Genomic DNA, 16,222 nt, shown 5'->3' on the forward strand with positions numbered 1-16,222 from the left:
GTTAACCTCTTACAACCGTAATGGCCTGGTCAGTGACGTCACAAACGATGCCGTCAATACTGGCGTGAATGGGCGCGCCTAATGCACCCGCGGGAACATCTGCGACGCACTGGCCACGAACGACCCGGTCACCTTTTTGCACCTGTGGGAGGGCACTGGCGCCAATATGCTGGCGCAGAAGCAGGGTGACGGTATCCGTCAGGTGTTCAGTTTCTGATAACGGTGCTTCGTGATACCAGTCGCTAAGACCCAACTTAGTAATCAGCCGTTTTACCGGCACCAGTCGATACTTCGCCATTTCATCGGCAGGATTCAGTGGCCCTTCATAACGCAGGTTTTGCGCCCGCAACTCGCGCTTAAGCATGCGGTTAATTCGCATTGGGGAGATGCCTACCGGACAGGCGACACTTTCACAAACATTGCACTCCGAACAGGTCAATGCGCTGAGCAACAGTTGAGGTGTCGCGGCCTGTTGGTAGTTCACCGCACGTACCAGCAGGTGTGGCGATAATTCATGGCCTATCAAATGCCGGGGGCACAAATCAGTACATAACCGACACTGTTCGCAGACCGTTTTCGCAATGGAAAGCACCGTGCGTTCATCCTGCATACGCCGCTGGATAAGCGGGTGTTTCTCGGGCAATACCAGCAATCCCCCCGTGGTTTTAGTTACCGGGGTATCCAGTGTGGTGAGCAAATGCCCCATCATTGGGCCGCCATTGATAAACCCTGGGGCATCAATGGTGGCTCCCCCCGCCAGAGAGAGAACCTCACGTAATGACATACCGATGGGGACGGTCAGCGTCTGAGGGTGAGCCACTGCACCATTTACCGTCAACGTACGGCGTGTGACGGGAAACTGCTGTTCCACCGCCCTGGCAATATTCAGTACGGTCTGCACGTTATTGACGACAACGCCCACGCTGACAGGCAGAGCCGCAGGGGGGACGCGCCGGCCTGTCGCCATCCAGATGGTCAGGACTTCATCACCTGCCGGATAAACATCCGGCAAAATGTGCAACCTGATGTCTGAAGGGAGAAGCGGGGTTAAGGCGGCGATGGCAGGACGATATTTTTCTTTGAGGGCAATAATGCCTTCGCGGGCGCCGGTTGCTTTCATTGCGTATCGCACACCACGAACCAGACGAGCCGCCTGTTGGGCCATGAGCTGTTGGTCGACCTTCAGCATCGGTTCACATTCTGCGGCGTTGACCAGGAAGATTTCCACCTGCGCCTGCAGTTTGACATGGGCGGGAAAACCTGCGCCTCCGGCACCTACCACCCCCGCAGCACGAACTCTTTCCCGGATTGCCTGAGCATCGCAAACGATAAGTTCAGTGAATTCGAAGGCATTAGGAGCCGTATTCATATCAATTCCTCCAACAACTCTTGAATGGCGCAGGCGTCAGCGGGGCGCGGATTAGTTTTCAACGTGACATCTGCCAGTGCAGCCTGAACCATGGCAGGGATTCGCTGGGAATACTCAGTTTTACCATCAGTCAGCACTTCGGAAAAAGAAGGGATGGCGCATTGTCTTATGAGTTGTTCAATACTGCGAATCAGCGCATTCAACCCTGTGATGTCGTTCGCATTGTCAGGACATAACTGACACGCTTTCGCGAATCTTACGTACCGTTTTGCCGCTCGCGCATCCTGCGCATTAAAACGAATGACTGAGGTAAGTAGCAGCGCATTGGCCAGGCCATGAGCGAGGTGAAATTGGCCTCCCAACTGGTGTGCGATGGCATGGTTAAGCCCCAGTCCGGCCTGGCTAAACGCCATGCCAGCCAGGGTTGACGCGTTGTGCATTTTCCCACGAGTCGCCAGACAATCCCCTTTTTTAACGGCAACGGGCAGATACTGAAAAACGATTTGCGCGGCTTTTTCCGCCAGTGCGTCAGTGAAATCACTGGCCCGTGATGAAACATAGGCCTCAAGGGCATGGGTTAATACGTCCATACCGGTGTTGGCGGTGATATTGGCGGGGACGCTAACGACCAGTCGGGGATCGAGGATCGCCATATCCGGATAGAGCGTATTGTTGAACAGCGGGTATTTAATCCCTTTATCGGGATCGCTTATCACACACGCGCTGGTGACTTCAGACCCGGTGCCGCTGGTGGTTGGAATGGCAACACAGGTTTCGATTTCGATACCAAACTGGCGGCTGAACCAGACGATGGCTTTGGCGGCGTCGAGCGCTGAACCGCCCCCAAAACCTATTACGACATCGGGGCGCAGGGAGTGCATTTGCGCAATCCCTTGTACGACGGTGCTGATGGTGGGGTCTGGCGTTATCTCGCTAAACACACTGATGCGATTACTGGCAGGCAACGTTTCTCGCAGCGTGTCGATTAGCGGCGAACGCGCAAGAAAACCATCACAAATAATCCAGATATGCTTGTTCGTAAAGCGCTCTAGCACATCCAGACTGCCCTGGCCGCTGTACAAACGGGTTTGCAGTGAAAAGGTATTCATCACAACCTCATTAACGGATTGAAAAACCGTTTGTCAGTACGCAGCGACGAGACCGCGCGAATGTTTTGGCTGAGGTTGTCCCTTCACCCGTTGGCGTGGCAATCGTAAAGGTGGTGAACCCTTCGCCACCCACGCCGATTCCCGCGTAGGACGGACCGTTTTTCACAAAAATAGAGGTTTGCAATGTGCGGGCTGCCAGGTTCAGTCGTGAAACATTCTGCGAGTGCATAATGGCGGTATGGTGCAGGCCTTCTTCGACTTTGATGGCCAGCGTCAGTGCGCTGTCGAAGTCCTTCACTTTTACTATCGGCAACATCGGCATCAACTGTTCACTGGTAACCCAGGCATCGTTCGCGTCAACGACGGCGATCAGCAAGCGTGGTTTTTTGGCGGGAACCGCGATACCCGAGGCTTCCAGCATGGTTTCAGGGCTTTTGCCAACCATTTTTTTATTGGCCTGACCCTCCGGAAGACAGGTTGCACGGAGCTTATCCGTTTCTGCCGGGGTGAGGAGCATCGCGCCAAAGCTTTGCATTTGTTGGATCAGGTTGTCGGCAACGGACTCCACGACGATCAGGCTCTTTTCTGCAATACAGGGCAGGTTGTAATCGAACGAGGCGCCATTAATGATATCTTCCGCGGCCTTCACTAAATCTGCAGTTTCATCGACGATGCAGGGAGGATTTCCCGCCCCTGCGCCAATGACTTTTTTGCCGCTTTTCATCCCCATCGCCACGATACCGGGGCCGCCGGTGATCGCCAGTACCGCAATGTGAGGGTGTACCATCATTTGCTGGGTCGCTTCAAACGTGGGTTCTGCAACAGTAACGACCAGGTTGCGGATCCCACAACTGCGGAAAGCTATCTCTTCAATCATGCTGATCAACTTAAGAGAGACGTTTTTGGCCCCTGGATGCGGACTGAAATAAACGCTGTTTCCCGCCGCCAGCATGCTGATGCTGTTATTGATGATGGTTTCGGTGGGGTTGGTGCTGGGGGCGACGGAACCGATAACGCCAAATGGCGAATATTCGAATAGCACCATGCCACCATCGCCTGTCAACGCCGTGGTGGTGAGATCTTCAATACCCGGCGTGTTTTCCAGGGCGGCTTTATTCTTGAGGAACTTGTCCTCTTTATTGCCCATTCCGGTTTCTACCGCGCTCTCTTGTGCAAGCGTCGGAAGGTGCGAATTGAGCTCTTCGCGAATAGCGCTGATAATGGCGCTTCGGGTTTTTAGCGGGCACTGCTGATAACGTAAGAAGGCCTGGTGTGCGGCGTTGATTGCCTCATCAACGGACTGAAATATACCATTCCCTTTTCCGTCCGTGCTGGTGGGCGTTAACTGTTCGCTCAGAATGGTGCGGATGAGGGTTTCCAGTTCAGATGTATTCATTGCTGTGTTCTCACGTTAATGGCCGCAATGGCGGTTTGTGCAATATCCATGTCCTGTTCAACGCTACCGCCGCTGATCCCAAGACCCCCAATCAGTACACCGTCACGCCATAGCGCATATCCGCCGCCAAACGTCACCACTTTGCCTTGCAGATGACTTTCCAGACCATAAAGCGCCGCGCCGGGTTGTACCGCAGCGGAAAGTTCATGGGTCGCTGTTTTCATCGCGACAGCCGTCCATGCTTTCTTCGGCGCCAGTTCACTGCTCACTAACAGAGCATCCGGCATACGCCAGGTCACGGTTTCTACGCCATGGGCATCTACGATGCTGACGACAACAGGCACCTGTAATTCTTGTGCCCGCTCAACGGCTGAACGGGTCAACTGATGAAGCTCCTGAAATGAGAGGGACATTGCGGATTCCTTCATGGAAGGGGAGTGACTGGAAGCCAGATAACGTTTTGTCACTTCCCGAATAATGTTGCTTTGATGAGCATCGTTGTCCTCGGCGCGTGCCAGGGCATATAAACAATCTGAGAGTCGGTTGATGTAGCGCATCAGTACGTGCCTGACCGCGACGTCTTCAGAAAGCTCCACCAGACGTCGCTCTGCGCGACGCGCTAACGTCCGCGCGAAGTGCAATCGGCTTGCCGCCTCGCACCGACCCGGCAGAATGAAGCTGTGCAAGGGGGGGACGCGGCTCATCGCGGTATCAATAGCGATTTCAAGTGCGGTAATTTCTTCAGAACTGATGTAACGCTGCCCTGATGCCGGTTGTTCGCTTTCACTGGCAAGCTCAGCGCTAAACCAGAAGATCTGCAACTGAATAGATTCCAGCAGCGTGCGATGTTGCGCGCAGGCGCAAGCACACACACACAGACTCAGGGCGGCATTAAGTTCATCCAGCGTTCCGTAAGCTTCAACACGCGGATGGGTTTTACTGACGCGTTGGCCGGTAAACAGAGCGGTTGTTCCGGAATCACCTGTTCGGGTATAAATCGCCATTATTCCCCCTTAACGAGATACCGTGTCGACGATGCCGACAATGGCCAGGTCTATGGCCTCATTCGGACCGCTGAAAACATGTCTGGCGCTGGAGCCGCTGCTGAGCAACACTAACTCGCCAATGCCAGCCCCGACGGAATCAACCGCCACTTCATCACCCGTTGTAGGATGTGAGGGTAGTTCCCCATCGGCACAGACCCGACGTACCAGCAGGAGTTTCTTCCCCACCAGAGAAGGTGATTTTTGGGTGGATACCACCGCGCCTGTAACGCGTGCCAGATGCATGGTTCACTCCTGTTTAATGAGATGAATATTGCGTGTGTCCGCCGCTTCGCGAGCCAGTGCGGTAATGGCACATTGACGATGCAGCACCAGCAATACGCTGGGGAGGCGAGCCACGTCGGCATAACTTAAAAGATTGACCGGGTGCAGGACGACGGTCTGCCCCAGTTCATCACTGAATGCCAGGGGCAGGCGTGCCAGTTTTTTCACCGGTAACGCCGGTAACAAACGACGTTGCACTGACAGTTGTACGCGGAGCCCAAATGCCAGCGCCTCGTGGATCATAATCGCTGTTGTATTTGACGAATCGTTCTGCGCAAGTTGTTCCAGTAATGGCAGGTCAACCTGCTGAACATGCAGAGACGAATGCTGGCAAAACAGAGCCCGGGCATCGATTTCCCGTAGTTGCGCGGCGCTGAGCGTGATCGTACTGTCGGCACGACGCAGCAAACGCGCAACGACCTCCTCGACAATGCGCTGCAACCGTTCGCCGTTCATCGCGGTGCCACCAGTTTGGCGAATGCGTGCGGGCTATCTGCACCCGCCGCATTGGCTTCGTCGGTGTCGATATGCATCTCAAGACGCATATCGGGTGAAACGCGAATGGCAACGTTGTCAAAAATTAACCGCCGTTCATCACCCTCAATGGCCACAGAGACGCTGTCGCCGTGCGAAACACGCAGGATCAGCGCATCCAGCGGTGACATATGAATATGACGGCGGGCGATAATCACGCCCGACGTGAGATCCAGTTCGGCAAACGGGCTGACAAGGCGGATCCCCGGCGTTCCTTGCAGCGTGCCAGACATACGCAAAGGGGCTTCGACGCCCAATGTTCTGGCGTCGGTACGGGAAATTTCAACCTGACTCGTACTACGCAATGGCCCAAGCAGGCGAACGTTTTTTAACTGACCTTTTGGGCCGACCAATGTGACGGTTTGCTCGGCGGCGTATTGTCCGGGCTGTAGTAGTGCTTTTTTCTCGCTGATCGGTTGGTCAGGAAAAAGACGGGCATAGTCTTCTGCGCAAAGATGGATATGACGATTAGAAACACCCAGCGGAATAGGGCGCTCCCGCATCTCATCCAGGATCTGACTTACGGTTGTCTCCAGAAGCTGCTTATCCATTACGCTTCACCTCGCTTACCGGAATGCAGACAGAGAGTGCGGGGTTCCCCCTTCTGGCGTTTGCATTGTGGATCGAGGCAAAGATTGCAACTGATAAGCTCAGTTCCCTGTGCGCTCTCAGGTAAAAACGGCTCCGCAAGGATCTCTTCCTGAGGCTCTTCGGGAGCAGCGTCGGGAATGGGCTCAGGCGACGTCTCTACGCGGGAAGAAATAATGCCTTCCGAAGGTCTGGCGATGACTTTATGTGCGACCAGACCTGCTTGCTGTTCGGCAAAACTGGCGCCAGTGATGATGGCCGCCTGAACAGAGGCCACATCACCGGTAATTTTGAGAACCGTCCAGCCTGAACCGTTGGTCTTTTCGAGGCCAACCAGCGTGATGGAAGCGGCTTTCGCCATGACATCCGCGCAATTGATGGCTAATGCCAGACCACTAACTTCAAGTAACCCCAGTGATTGCTTCACGCTGTGCTCCTTTTTCGAAGTGACTTAGGCAGATTTAGGTAAAATGGCCTCAACGTCGCTGTGCGGGCGTGGGATGACGTGGCAGGATTTGACTTCGCCTACCGCGTTTGCCGCAGCACTTCCTGCGTCAACGGCAGCCTTAACGGCACCGACATCACCGCGAACCATCACGGTCACTAAACCCGAGCCGATTTTTTCATAGCCGACCAACTGTACGTTGGCGGATTTAACCATGGCATCGGCGGCTTCAATCGCAGCTACCAGCCCTTTTGTTTCAACCAGTCCCAGTGCGTTATTCATACTGCGGTTCTCCTGTGGATTATGAGTGACCATCCCGGAAGGGAAGGCCTTTAACCAGCCGCGCGGCGTTGTTGCCAATACGTCGACGGGCAGGGTTATCTTGGTGATAGGTCAGCGTAAAAAGCGGCGCTGATGCGGGTAAATTCTTGTAATGCACAACCAGGGTTTTACTGTCGCAGGCTATGCCTACGAGCAGCGGCGACTGGCGCGCAGCCTGCCACGCGCAATGAATGACATCGTCTGATATCTGCTGCTGGACAACGAAGGGAATACCTTCTTCTTCGATACCCAACAGAACGTCATTCCAGGCGGTGAGTGTGCCGTCAATGTCTGCGACAACGATCGCCGGTGCGATATGATTACTGTCCATGCGCAAATTCCTTATGCCATGACAAGATCAAGCCTGTTGCGACGGCGTTTCTTGGCCCTTCGCTTCCGCGAATGTTTCCTCGCCCGGCCACCAGCCGATAGTGCGCCAGCGCATCAGTGACCAGTTGCGGGACTTCAAAATCCAGGGAAGAACCGCCAACCAGCACCACAAACGGGATGTCGCGGATATTGCCGGTTGGGCTTACCTGACGCAGCGCGCGCAGGGCGTTAGTGACAAAGACGCGCTCTTTCGCGCTGCGGCGAATGGCGCGCACTTTCTCCAGAGCCAGGTCACCAGGAAGAGGAACCAGTTCATCGGGTTTTACCACGCAGACACGCGCGAACACCGAGGGCGGAAGCGGGGTGGGGAAGAACTGAACGCTGCCGTCCTCATGGCGCAGGTGAAACAAACTTTCCACCTTGGCTAACGGGTACTTTTTGATCTCCTCGGCCAGATAACGATCTTCCAGACCCAGTTCACGGGCAATGATCATCGTGACCATATCGCCAGCACCGGCAAGGTGAGTGGCGATAATGTCACCTTTAGGGTTGATGATTGAGGCGTCAGTTGAACCGGCACCCAGATCCAGAATCGCCAGTGGCCGCGTGGTGCCCGGTGTGGTTAAGGCACCCAGAATGGCGGCTTCGGCTTCTGCGCCGCCAACCTGTACGTCAACGTTGAGTTTTTGCTTAATTTCGCGGGCGATCATCGCCATTTGCAGGCGATCTGATTTCACCATGGAGGCGATGCCGACGGCCTGCTCCAGCGAAAACTCTCCGGCCAGCCCACCGGTGACACTCACGGGTACTGACGTGTCGACGGCTAACAGGTCTTGAATGAAAACTTCATTGCTGGGTTTGTTGGTGAGTTCTGCCATTGTCTGGCGAACATGCTCCAGCATGCCGCCAATATTGGTTCCGGCTTCACCCGTAACATTATCCAGTTTGGGGTATTCGCCAACCGCTTTCATGATGGTTTCAGCACCGGCAGCAACATCGACTCGACGCGTGCGTCCCTGCGACAGCAGTTCAATATTTCCGGCGGGTATGGCACGAGCTTTTACATCACCCGAGGGGGTTTTCACCACCACGGCGGAACGGTTGCCAATCAGCGCGCGCGCCATCGGCACAATGTTTTTAGTCTCGTCGGCACTGAGATGAAAAACGGTAGCAATGCCGTAGGGGTTAGACAGTGTTTCGATAACCTTCCCCGGGACGGCAACTTCAATAGCGGCCAGCATTCCGAGAGGAATTCGGTCGATATACCGAACTTCATCAACAATAGGCACGGGGTTTTCAAGACGATTACTGACCAGCACACCGTCATCCTGTTGCAGAATGACGCCGGTCAATTGATATCCCGCACGCACGGAGGCGTTAATCATCGTGGCAACATCGGCGAAATCAAACGCGGCTGATACCACCAGGATGTAAGAAACATCAGCCGGGCGAGTCAACAACTCTTCCGGCGTAATGGTTATCCCGACGCCAAGACCGACCCCACCCGGTGTTTTCGGATTGTGGCCGATCATGGTTGACTCAGTGATGATGGTTTCCGTGATGGTTTCCATCGCCACATCGCCAATCACTGGCGTGGCTTCGTTGATGCGGATAAGCGAAATATCACTGACATTGATGCCGGCGTTTTTTGCCGCCAGCGTAAGCGCTTCCTGAATACCGAACACATTACGTAATGTGCCTTTGATTCCGGTCGTTTCCGCCAGCGCACTGCCGGTGATTGTCAGTACGCCAGACTCATTCAACGTCGCCAGAGCGACTTCTGTTGATGAGTTACCAATATCAATGCCAGCGATATAGCGCATGGATTCTCTCCGTTTAATCGTCGCCTTTAAGTTTTTTGCGCTCGATGTACAGCATGGCCGCTTCACGAATGAAACCTGCGCAAATCTTTGCCTGATAACGATGTTCGAGATCGTCCGCAATGGCCATCAGCTCTTCTTTCGTTGAACGGTAAGGACGCAGTGCGTTGTAGATTTCAAGGATCCGTTCGTCAGGTACAGCAGTCAGTTCCGCTGCGCGCTCAAAGTTCATCGCCAGTCGGTCACGGCCGGCATCTTTGGCGATAGCGGCCTGAATGCGCAGTGTTTCCGGCGTGATACGCATGTCCTGTGCGGTCACTTTGTTGCTCAGGACATTCTCAAGCGTGAAGTCATCCAACGTTTTGTTGGTGGCTGTTTTCACCCACTCAGGATGCTTGTTCGCCAGTGGGTAATCGGTCACCTTCACGGTATGTGTCGACGTATTCACTGCGGCAGCGGCGGGAGTTTCGCCTTGCAGGCTGTTCATGCGGCTCAACACATCCCGTACCATCGATTCAATTGCTTCGGTATTCATGGAGGTATCCTTTGTTAAAGCGCCACGCGCAGTTCCTGCGCGTTTTTGCCCGTCACGACATACTTCGTCTCTTTGATATGCAAAATGGCCGATTTCGCCTGATACTTCGGACGCGCCATTTGATCATTCAGTGTCGGAACAGGTTGCGGAGATTCTCTCTTGGCATAGCGCGCGGCGTTTTTACCAATTTGACGGTACGTTTCCAGCGTGAGTAACGGTGCCTGAGGGAAAAGCTCCAGGTTGGAGAGTGGAGGTAACCCTTGTTGGTGAATAACCGTCGTCCCTTTAGACTGGATGCCGATAGAAATACCTGAACCGCTCAGACGATTCCCTTCTACCGCAACGAACGCCACATCGGATGATTTAAAACAGCGAATTACACGCGCCTTGATACCTTCTTCTTCAATACCCGCGATCACTTCGCGCAGAATGCTCTTGTGCGGCAGACCCACGATATTGACGGTTTGTGACAGACCAAATGCCGGGCCAACCGCAATAATAACTTCGTCTTGCTGGGCACCTTGTTTGGCTTCGCCAATTTCAGTCAGAAAGCTTTCACCCTGTGCAGGGGCAGCCTGAACAGCGGCTGTACGCAAGGTCACGGGTTTGTCACTGCTCTGCATGTCGGACAGCACATCTTCAATTATCTGGCGCAACAGCTTTTCATTAATTTCCATTTTTCACCCCTTAGCCAAGTTCGTTGGGATCGAGTGCGCCAGGGATATTTTTTATCTCTTCCCAGCGTTCGCCTTGCAGGCGATAACCTGTTGCCGGACCGGCATAATCGTTAATGTCATTTACTGCTGAGAGCACTTGTCCATCACCAACGATAATGGCGGAGGTATGCAGATAGTCCCCGGTCAGTTTGGCTTTCTGGATGTTGAGCATGTCCTGAGCAACGTCGGTGAAACCGCCCTGGGCGAGGGCTTTTACCACTTCCAGACCGTTACGGTTCTTATTGATGATCTCCTGCGCGAACTTGAGATCTTCAACAATGTTACGTTCCGGCATGTCTTTCGAACCATGAGCGTAAGTGGCGGCTTCGACTTCTTCGTCCGTAATCGGTGGCAGTCCCATACCGGCAAAGACGGCCTGCAGTGCGCGAGCGGCTTTATTACGAATAGCGATGACGTCTTCTTCGCGTACCGGACGTAAACCGCCGTCCACTTTCAGGTCGCGCTGGAGGACGTTGTAGTCGTCAAAATCCTCGGCATCTTCGTTGGAACCGGCAAACATGTTGTCGTAGTTCGGCACCGCGGAATAACCGGAGGAGATAAAGTCCGTTCCCGGCAGGAACTGCATCAGCAGACGCGCAGTACGGCGCATGTCGGAGTGGGTGAAGGTCTGGTCGTTACTGGAGGCGCATTCCAGATCCAGCGACGAGCAAATCAGGTTTTCCGCCAACACGGCGCGGATCCCTGATGGCACCGCGGATGGCACACCAATGCAGCTCACCGAACCGTTTTGTAACCCCTGTACGCCAGCCGCTTTGGTGATGTAAATGCAACGTGCTTCCAGGTACAGCATCGACTTGCCTTCGGCATAACCCATTTGCACTTCAGAGCCAGAACCGGAGGTAAAGCGCATTTTCAGGCCGCGAGAGGCATAAGATGAGGCCAGAAAGCCTTTTGACCAGGGGGTATCGTCACCGTCGGTAAAGACAGGTTCGGTACCGTAAACGGAGATGGTTTCGGCGTAGCAGGTATGGCCCAACATACCGAGTTTCAGTTCGGTAGCTTCTTCCAGCGAACACTGGGTTAATACGCCAGGACGACCGACCTGGGAGCCAACGAGCAGAGCGATAGCGTTGAACGGGGCATAACGTGCCACTGCAACGGTCGTCTCTTGTTCGTCAAATCCACGCCAGGCGCCTTCGGCGGCATCGGCAGCGATCTGCACCGGGTTATCTTTGATGTTGGTCACGTGCGCCTGTTGAGAAGGCGTACGACGTGCGCGCATTTTCTGCATCGACATCATCATCTCAACCACGTTCATGTGCGACACCACTTCAACGATTTTCGCCGGTGTCATCGCGGTGGTGAGCGGTACGATGTCACTGCGTTTTACATTAGGATCGCAGAGCATATTGGCGAGCTTGACCGAGTCCATCTTCATGACTTCTTCGGCACGCGCCAGATTAATCCCGTAGCGGGCAATAAAATGGTCAATCAGGTCAAAGTCGCTGACGGCTTTGCCATCCAGCTCGATCACTGCGCCGTTGACGATTTTAATTGAGGGTTTAGGATCGTTCGGGCTTTCCATTGCAATGAAGCCTTCTTCGATCCACTCCTTAACGAAGCCGTCCTGATTCACAGGGCGTTTCGCCAGTGCTTCAAATCTTTTCGATCTCATGAATCAGCCTCATGGGTGTTAGATATAGGACGGACGATCGTTTTTCGGTTCAGAACCGAGGGTCGACAGGACGGTTTTGCCAATTTCGCGCGCAGAGATAACGGCCTGACGTACAGCGCCGGAGTCGCCGGAAATCACCAGAATGGCTTCATTACTGAAGCTGGTTCCATGTGCCGGAGAGCTGTAGGCCACGACCTCAACGTTGGCGGATTTCAGCGCGGTATCCGCCATTAACACGCCAACAGACGCTGGCGCGCCAACGATGACGCCGCAGGCGCGACCGAGCGGTGCGCCGAACGCTTTTTCAAGGGCATAACTGGCGCGTGCGGTGTATTGCAGTTCCAGATGGCCCGCTTCATTGGCGTAAACATCGCCAAAGGTACGGTCAAGTTCCTTGAGCGCGACTTCGATGCCGCGTTTTACGTCTGAAACATCGTTGCCGCCCAGAATGATCAGCGAACCATGCCCGGCACCGCCCTTGGTGTCGCGGGGAAGCTCAATGCTGACCACTTCCGTATTCGTTGCTTTTACGGCTTCATCTGCGGCCATGATGTGTGGGCCTGCGCCCGTACGTGCGCCCAGAATGCCGATTGAGCGATAACGCTTTTCAAGCTTCATCGCCTCCAGTAACGCGCTGTCTACGTTCGCGATGACCAGACCAACAGTGTCGCCAATCGCGGTGCCGACAAATTCCGTTAAACTGCAGCTCTTTTCTGCCATAGCCGTCTCTCGTTTTGGATAGGGTTTATCAGGGGTGACCGGTTGAGCGGGTGTTGCCACGCGGGCAATCACCTGCGCCATGATCTGTTCCACCAGCTCATTGCTGCTCATTAGCTATTTCCCTTCGGTAAGATTTTTTCTACATCGGTATGCGGGCGTGGAATAACGTGTACGGCTTTCACTTCTCCCACGCTGCGGGCTGCTGCCGCACCTGCATCGGTAGCGGCTTTGACTGCGCCGACGTCACCGCGAACGATAACTGTCACCAGTCCAGAGCCAATTTTTTCGTAACCGACCAGCATGACATTGGCTGATTTCACCATCGCATCAGCGGCTTCGATGGCGGCGGTTAAGCCTTTGGTTTCTACCATTCCTAATGCTTCTTGTTGCATAAAGACCTCGCCTGGGTTGTCCCGATAATCAGGACTATAAAAAGAAGCGAGGAAAAAGAATGGCTGACTTATCTTTGAACGTGAAAAAATAGTGGGTTGCCGATAGCATTAAATTGCTTTAATTTATTTCATCTTATTGTTTTTTAACGAAAATTAAATCTGCGTTGATGTAATTATTTTGCTTTCGTTATTTCATTTTTACATTTTAATAGATGACAAAATAAAACTTATTTGCCAGTCGGGAATAAATATGTGATGTTTGTTGGAAATTCAAATATTGGGTTTAACGATTTTTTATTAATGCCTCCATTGCATTTTATTTATCGGAACGCTCGTGGCGTCTGCTCCACGGGTTAAACCGATAGCAATAATTTGCTATTGCGACACGACTTTTCAGAGCCAGCCAGCCTTCAGGTTGCCAACAATTTGCAGAGATCAGTTTTATAGTGAAAGCCGGGCCGTCAGCGGGGGAAGCTTGCTGACACAGACACAAACTCTGCTTAGAAAGGTGTCACAATGAACGACTCACTAAAAGCGCAATGCATTGCCGAATTTTTGGGCACCGGGCTGTTTTTGTTTTTTGGCATTGGTTGCCTTAGCGCGCTCAAAGTTGCTGGCGCAAGTTTTGGATTATGGGAAATATGTATTATTTGGGGATTAGGGATCTCACTTGCCGTTTACCTGACTGCCGGAATATCCGGTGCGCATTTAAATCCGGCAGTGACAATCGCATTGTGGTTGTTTGCCTGTTTTCCTGGCCGTAAGGTTTTACCCTACACCCTCGCCCAGCTTGCCGGGGCGTTTGGCGGGGCGATGCTGGCATATCTTCTTTATGGCAGTTTGTTTAGCGAATTTGAAACGGCTCATCAACTGGTGCGTGGCAGCGTCGAAAGTTTGCAACTGGCGAGTATTTTCAGTACCTATCCGGCTGCGGCCTTGAGTGTATGGCAAGCGGCGCTGGTGGAAGTGGTGATCACGTCCATTTTGATGGGGATGATCATGGCGTTGACCGACGATGGCAATGGTGTGCCTAAAGGACCGTTGGCCCCTTTGCTGATCGGGATACTGGTGGCGGTAATCGGTGCTTCTACCGGGCCTCTTACCGGATTTGCGATGAACCCAGCTCGTGATTTTGGCCCGAAACTGTTCGCATGGATGGCAGGATGGGGTGATATTGCTATGACGGGCGGGCGTGATATCCCCTACTTTATCGTACCCATCGTAGCGCCGATTGTGGGGGCTTGCGGAGGGGCGGCAATCTATCGCTATTTTATTGGCAAAAACTTACCGTGTAATACCTGCAAACTGGATGAAAGTGAGGGATAACGACGCTGTCATGGGTTTTTTCTCAAATAGGTAGAATGATTTCGTGATCTGGTTTCACGAACTGAATAAAACGTCTCCCAGGGATGGGGGACTTTTGTTATTGTGCAGTATGCTTTGATCATTAATATCTCAAGATAATGACTCGGCGAATGTAAATAAAATGTGCAATTCATAACAATAAATTAACTGAGGGGTTTTATCATGATTTCTGCCAGTGCCCTGAACTCAGAACTCATTAATAAAATCGCACAGGATTTTGCACAAGCCACCAGTCTGGCCGTTGTGGTTGTCAATATTCATGGTGATGAAATTTCTGAGTTGTTTAATTTCACACCATTTTGTCAATTGATGCGCCAGCACCCTCAACACAGTACACGTTGTCGTATGAGCGATCGCTGCGGTGGTCTGGAAGCATCGAAATCAGATCAGCCTTGTATTTATCGCTGCCATGCAGGTTTAACCGATTTCTCTATTCCGTTAGTGATTGCGGGTCATCTGGTTGGTTTTGTTCTTTGTGGACAAGTACGTTTAAGCAACGATGTCGGTCTGGTGGATATTCTCAGTGTGGATGACCGCTGGCAGGCCGATCCCGAGTTGCTGAGTGAATTTTATAACGTGCCTGAGATGGACTATTCAAGGGTGATGGCGTCAGCAGATCTATTGAAGCTGATTGTTGAAAATTGCCTAAAAAAACAACTCAATTTTGTCGTTATCAAAGATAATCCACAGCAAGCTGAACCGGCCCGGGCGAACCGTAGTCCTAATCCGCATGACAGTAAAATAAAGAAAGCGCTGCGCTACATTGATGCGCATTTGTCGGACGATCTGCGTCTTGAGGATGTCGCTTCACATGTTTATCTGAGCCCGTACTACTTCAGCAAGTTATTTAAAAAATATCAGGGTATCGGTTTTAACGCCTGGGTAAACCAGCAAAGAATGGCCAGCGCCAGGGAACTGCTGTGCCACAGTGACTGGAGCATTGCCAGCATTGCGCGTAATTTAGGCTTTTCTCAAACCAGTTATTTCTGCAAAGTCTTTCGCCAGACGTATCAGGTGACGCCGCAGACCTTTCGTCAGCAAATTAATGAAAATTCCGCTATTGAATCTGCGTAAATATCAATATCTGGCAATTGCCGATTTTTGATATCCTGCGGCATGTCAGTCTTTATAAAATGAAAAAAAATCACCTCAAGGCAATAAGTTGTCGTAGCGCAACAAAATAGTCTTATTTGAGGGATAAACTGCGTCTGTTTTTATTTTTGTGATGGTGTTCAGTTTCGGGAAGTGTGGTTTTTATTATTATTTCCCCGCTGCACTCATTCAGTACATATACGAGTGAAATATGCATGTAAACGCCAGAAAATTGGCGTAAGAAAGAGTGAGATGTAATTAGAGTTTAATTACCGTTATGGGTTACGAAAAATCCCCATAACGTAAGTCGACAGGTTTGCCACATTTGTGGCAGGGAAGGGGGTGAGAATCCCCCGCAGCCCCCGCTGCTGTGATGCTGACGACCCCGTAAACGCCACTGATCGCAAGATTGGGAAGGACGGGTGAGGATGACGCTGAGCCAGAAGACCTGCCTGTCGGCCATTACCAACAACTTCGGTGGGAAGTGGGTTGATCAGAAGCGTATCGTCTGAAGACGGGTTACATG

The 16,222-nt window shown here is 52.6% G+C and carries 18 protein-coding genes and 1 riboswitch; of the genes, 2 read left to right on the forward strand and 16 right to left on the reverse strand.

Annotated features, from left to right (window positions below):
- Nucleotide 1: 1 nt before the first annotated feature.
- Genes ACO7SM_RS08290 through pduA form a run of 16 tightly spaced genes read right to left on the reverse strand, consistent with a single transcriptional unit; the run spans nt 2 to nt 13,239 of the window.
- Nucleotides 2-1,369: a 4Fe-4S dicluster domain-containing protein gene (locus ACO7SM_RS08290; protein WP_490470428.1), complete on the reverse strand. Its 1,368-nt coding sequence runs from the start codon at nt 1,367-1,369 to the stop codon at nt 2-4.
- Nucleotides 1,366-2,478 carry a 1-propanol dehydrogenase PduQ gene (locus ACO7SM_RS08295; protein WP_490470429.1) on the reverse strand — a complete coding sequence of 371 codons (1,113 nt, stop codon included), beginning with the start codon at nt 2,476-2,478 and terminating at the stop codon, nt 1,366-1,368. The genes ACO7SM_RS08290 and ACO7SM_RS08295 overlap by 4 nt, the downstream gene beginning before the upstream one ends.
- A 10-nt stretch (nt 2,479-2,488) precedes the next feature.
- Complete coding sequence (gene pduP / locus ACO7SM_RS08300) at nt 2,489-3,874, reverse strand: CoA-acylating propionaldehyde dehydrogenase PduP (protein ID WP_490470430.1); 1,386 nt, start codon at nt 3,872-3,874, stop codon at nt 2,489-2,491.
- Nucleotides 3,871-4,878 (reverse strand): two-domain cob(I)yrinic acid a,c-diamide adenosyltransferase PduO, encoded by a 1,008-nt coding sequence (gene pduO / locus ACO7SM_RS08305; protein ID WP_490470431.1) that lies wholly within the window; start codon nt 4,876-4,878, stop codon nt 3,871-3,873. Before pduO ends, pduP begins: the two co-directional genes overlap by 4 nt.
- Nucleotides 4,879-4,887: 9 nt before the next feature.
- Nucleotides 4,888-5,163, reverse strand: coding sequence for a EutN/CcmL family microcompartment protein (locus ACO7SM_RS08310; protein ID WP_203360765.1), 276 nt, complete (start codon nt 5,161-5,163; stop codon nt 4,888-4,890).
- A gap of 3 nt (nt 5,164-5,166) precedes the next feature.
- Nucleotides 5,167-5,658, reverse strand: coding sequence for a microcompartment protein PduM (gene pduM, locus ACO7SM_RS08315; RefSeq protein WP_490470432.1), 492 nt, complete (start codon nt 5,656-5,658; stop codon nt 5,167-5,169).
- Complete coding sequence (locus tag ACO7SM_RS08320; protein ID WP_490470433.1) at nt 5,655-6,287, reverse strand: phosphate propanoyltransferase; 633 nt, start codon at nt 6,285-6,287, stop codon at nt 5,655-5,657. The genes pduM and ACO7SM_RS08320 overlap by 4 nt, the downstream gene beginning before the upstream one ends.
- Nucleotides 6,287-6,751: a BMC domain-containing protein gene (locus ACO7SM_RS08325; protein WP_490470434.1), complete on the reverse strand. Its 465-nt coding sequence runs from the start codon at nt 6,749-6,751 to the stop codon at nt 6,287-6,289. Before ACO7SM_RS08325 ends, ACO7SM_RS08320 begins: the two co-directional genes overlap by 1 nt.
- 24 nt (nt 6,752-6,775) lie before the next feature.
- A complete protein-coding gene (gene pduJ / locus ACO7SM_RS08330) occupies nt 6,776-7,051 on the reverse strand; it encodes a propanediol utilization microcompartment protein PduJ (RefSeq protein ID WP_490470435.1) in 276 nt (91 codons plus the stop codon).
- 19 nt (nt 7,052-7,070) lie between these two features.
- Entirely contained in the window at nt 7,071-7,421 is a 351-nt protein-coding gene (locus tag ACO7SM_RS08335) for a glycerol dehydratase reactivase beta/small subunit family protein (RefSeq protein WP_490470436.1), read from the reverse strand.
- Nucleotides 7,411-9,243: a diol dehydratase reactivase subunit alpha gene (locus ACO7SM_RS08340; RefSeq protein ID WP_490470437.1), complete on the reverse strand. Its 1,833-nt coding sequence runs from the start codon at nt 9,241-9,243 to the stop codon at nt 7,411-7,413. The genes ACO7SM_RS08335 and ACO7SM_RS08340 overlap by 11 nt, the downstream gene beginning before the upstream one ends.
- Nucleotides 9,244-9,256: 13 nt before the next feature.
- Entirely contained in the window at nt 9,257-9,775 is a 519-nt protein-coding gene (gene pduE / locus ACO7SM_RS08345; protein WP_490470438.1) for a propanediol dehydratase small subunit PduE, read from the reverse strand.
- A gap of 14 nt (nt 9,776-9,789) precedes the next feature.
- Nucleotides 9,790-10,452 (reverse strand): propanediol/glycerol family dehydratase medium subunit, encoded by a 663-nt coding sequence (locus ACO7SM_RS08350; protein WP_490470439.1) that lies wholly within the window; start codon nt 10,450-10,452, stop codon nt 9,790-9,792.
- A 10-nt stretch (nt 10,453-10,462) separates the two neighbouring features.
- Nucleotides 10,463-12,127 carry a propanediol dehydratase large subunit PduC gene (gene pduC / locus ACO7SM_RS08355; RefSeq protein ID WP_490470440.1) on the reverse strand — a complete coding sequence of 555 codons (1,665 nt, stop codon included), beginning with the start codon at nt 12,125-12,127 and terminating at the stop codon, nt 10,463-10,465.
- 18 nt (nt 12,128-12,145) lie between these two features.
- Nucleotides 12,146-12,958 carry a propanediol utilization microcompartment protein PduB gene (gene pduB / locus ACO7SM_RS08360; RefSeq protein WP_192612674.1) on the reverse strand — a complete coding sequence of 271 codons (813 nt, stop codon included), beginning with the start codon at nt 12,956-12,958 and terminating at the stop codon, nt 12,146-12,148.
- On the reverse strand, nt 12,958-13,239 hold the full coding sequence (gene pduA / locus ACO7SM_RS08365) for a propanediol utilization microcompartment protein PduA (RefSeq protein ID WP_490470441.1): 282 nt from the start codon (nt 13,237-13,239) through the stop codon (nt 12,958-12,960). Before pduA ends, pduB begins: the two co-directional genes overlap by 1 nt.
- Nucleotides 13,240-13,755: 516 nt before the next feature.
- Between pduA and pduF the strand changes: the two genes are divergently transcribed.
- Together pduF and pocR are read left to right on the forward strand one after the other, a co-directional pair.
- Nucleotides 13,756-14,565 (forward strand): propanediol diffusion facilitator PduF, encoded by an 810-nt coding sequence (gene pduF / locus ACO7SM_RS08370; RefSeq protein WP_490470442.1) that lies wholly within the window; start codon nt 13,756-13,758, stop codon nt 14,563-14,565.
- A gap of 201 nt (nt 14,566-14,766) precedes the next feature.
- The gene (gene pocR / locus ACO7SM_RS08375; protein WP_490470443.1) at nt 14,767-15,678 is read left to right on the forward strand and encodes a transcriptional regulator PocR; all 912 of its coding nucleotides are present in this window, start codon (nt 14,767-14,769) and stop codon (nt 15,676-15,678) included.
- A gap of 313 nt (nt 15,679-15,991) precedes the next feature.
- Nucleotides 15,992-16,166, forward strand: a riboswitch (cobalamin riboswitch).
- Nucleotides 16,167-16,222: the final 56 nt, after the last annotated feature.

This window comes from Citrobacter sp. LJND-P06, assembly GCF_058188415.1.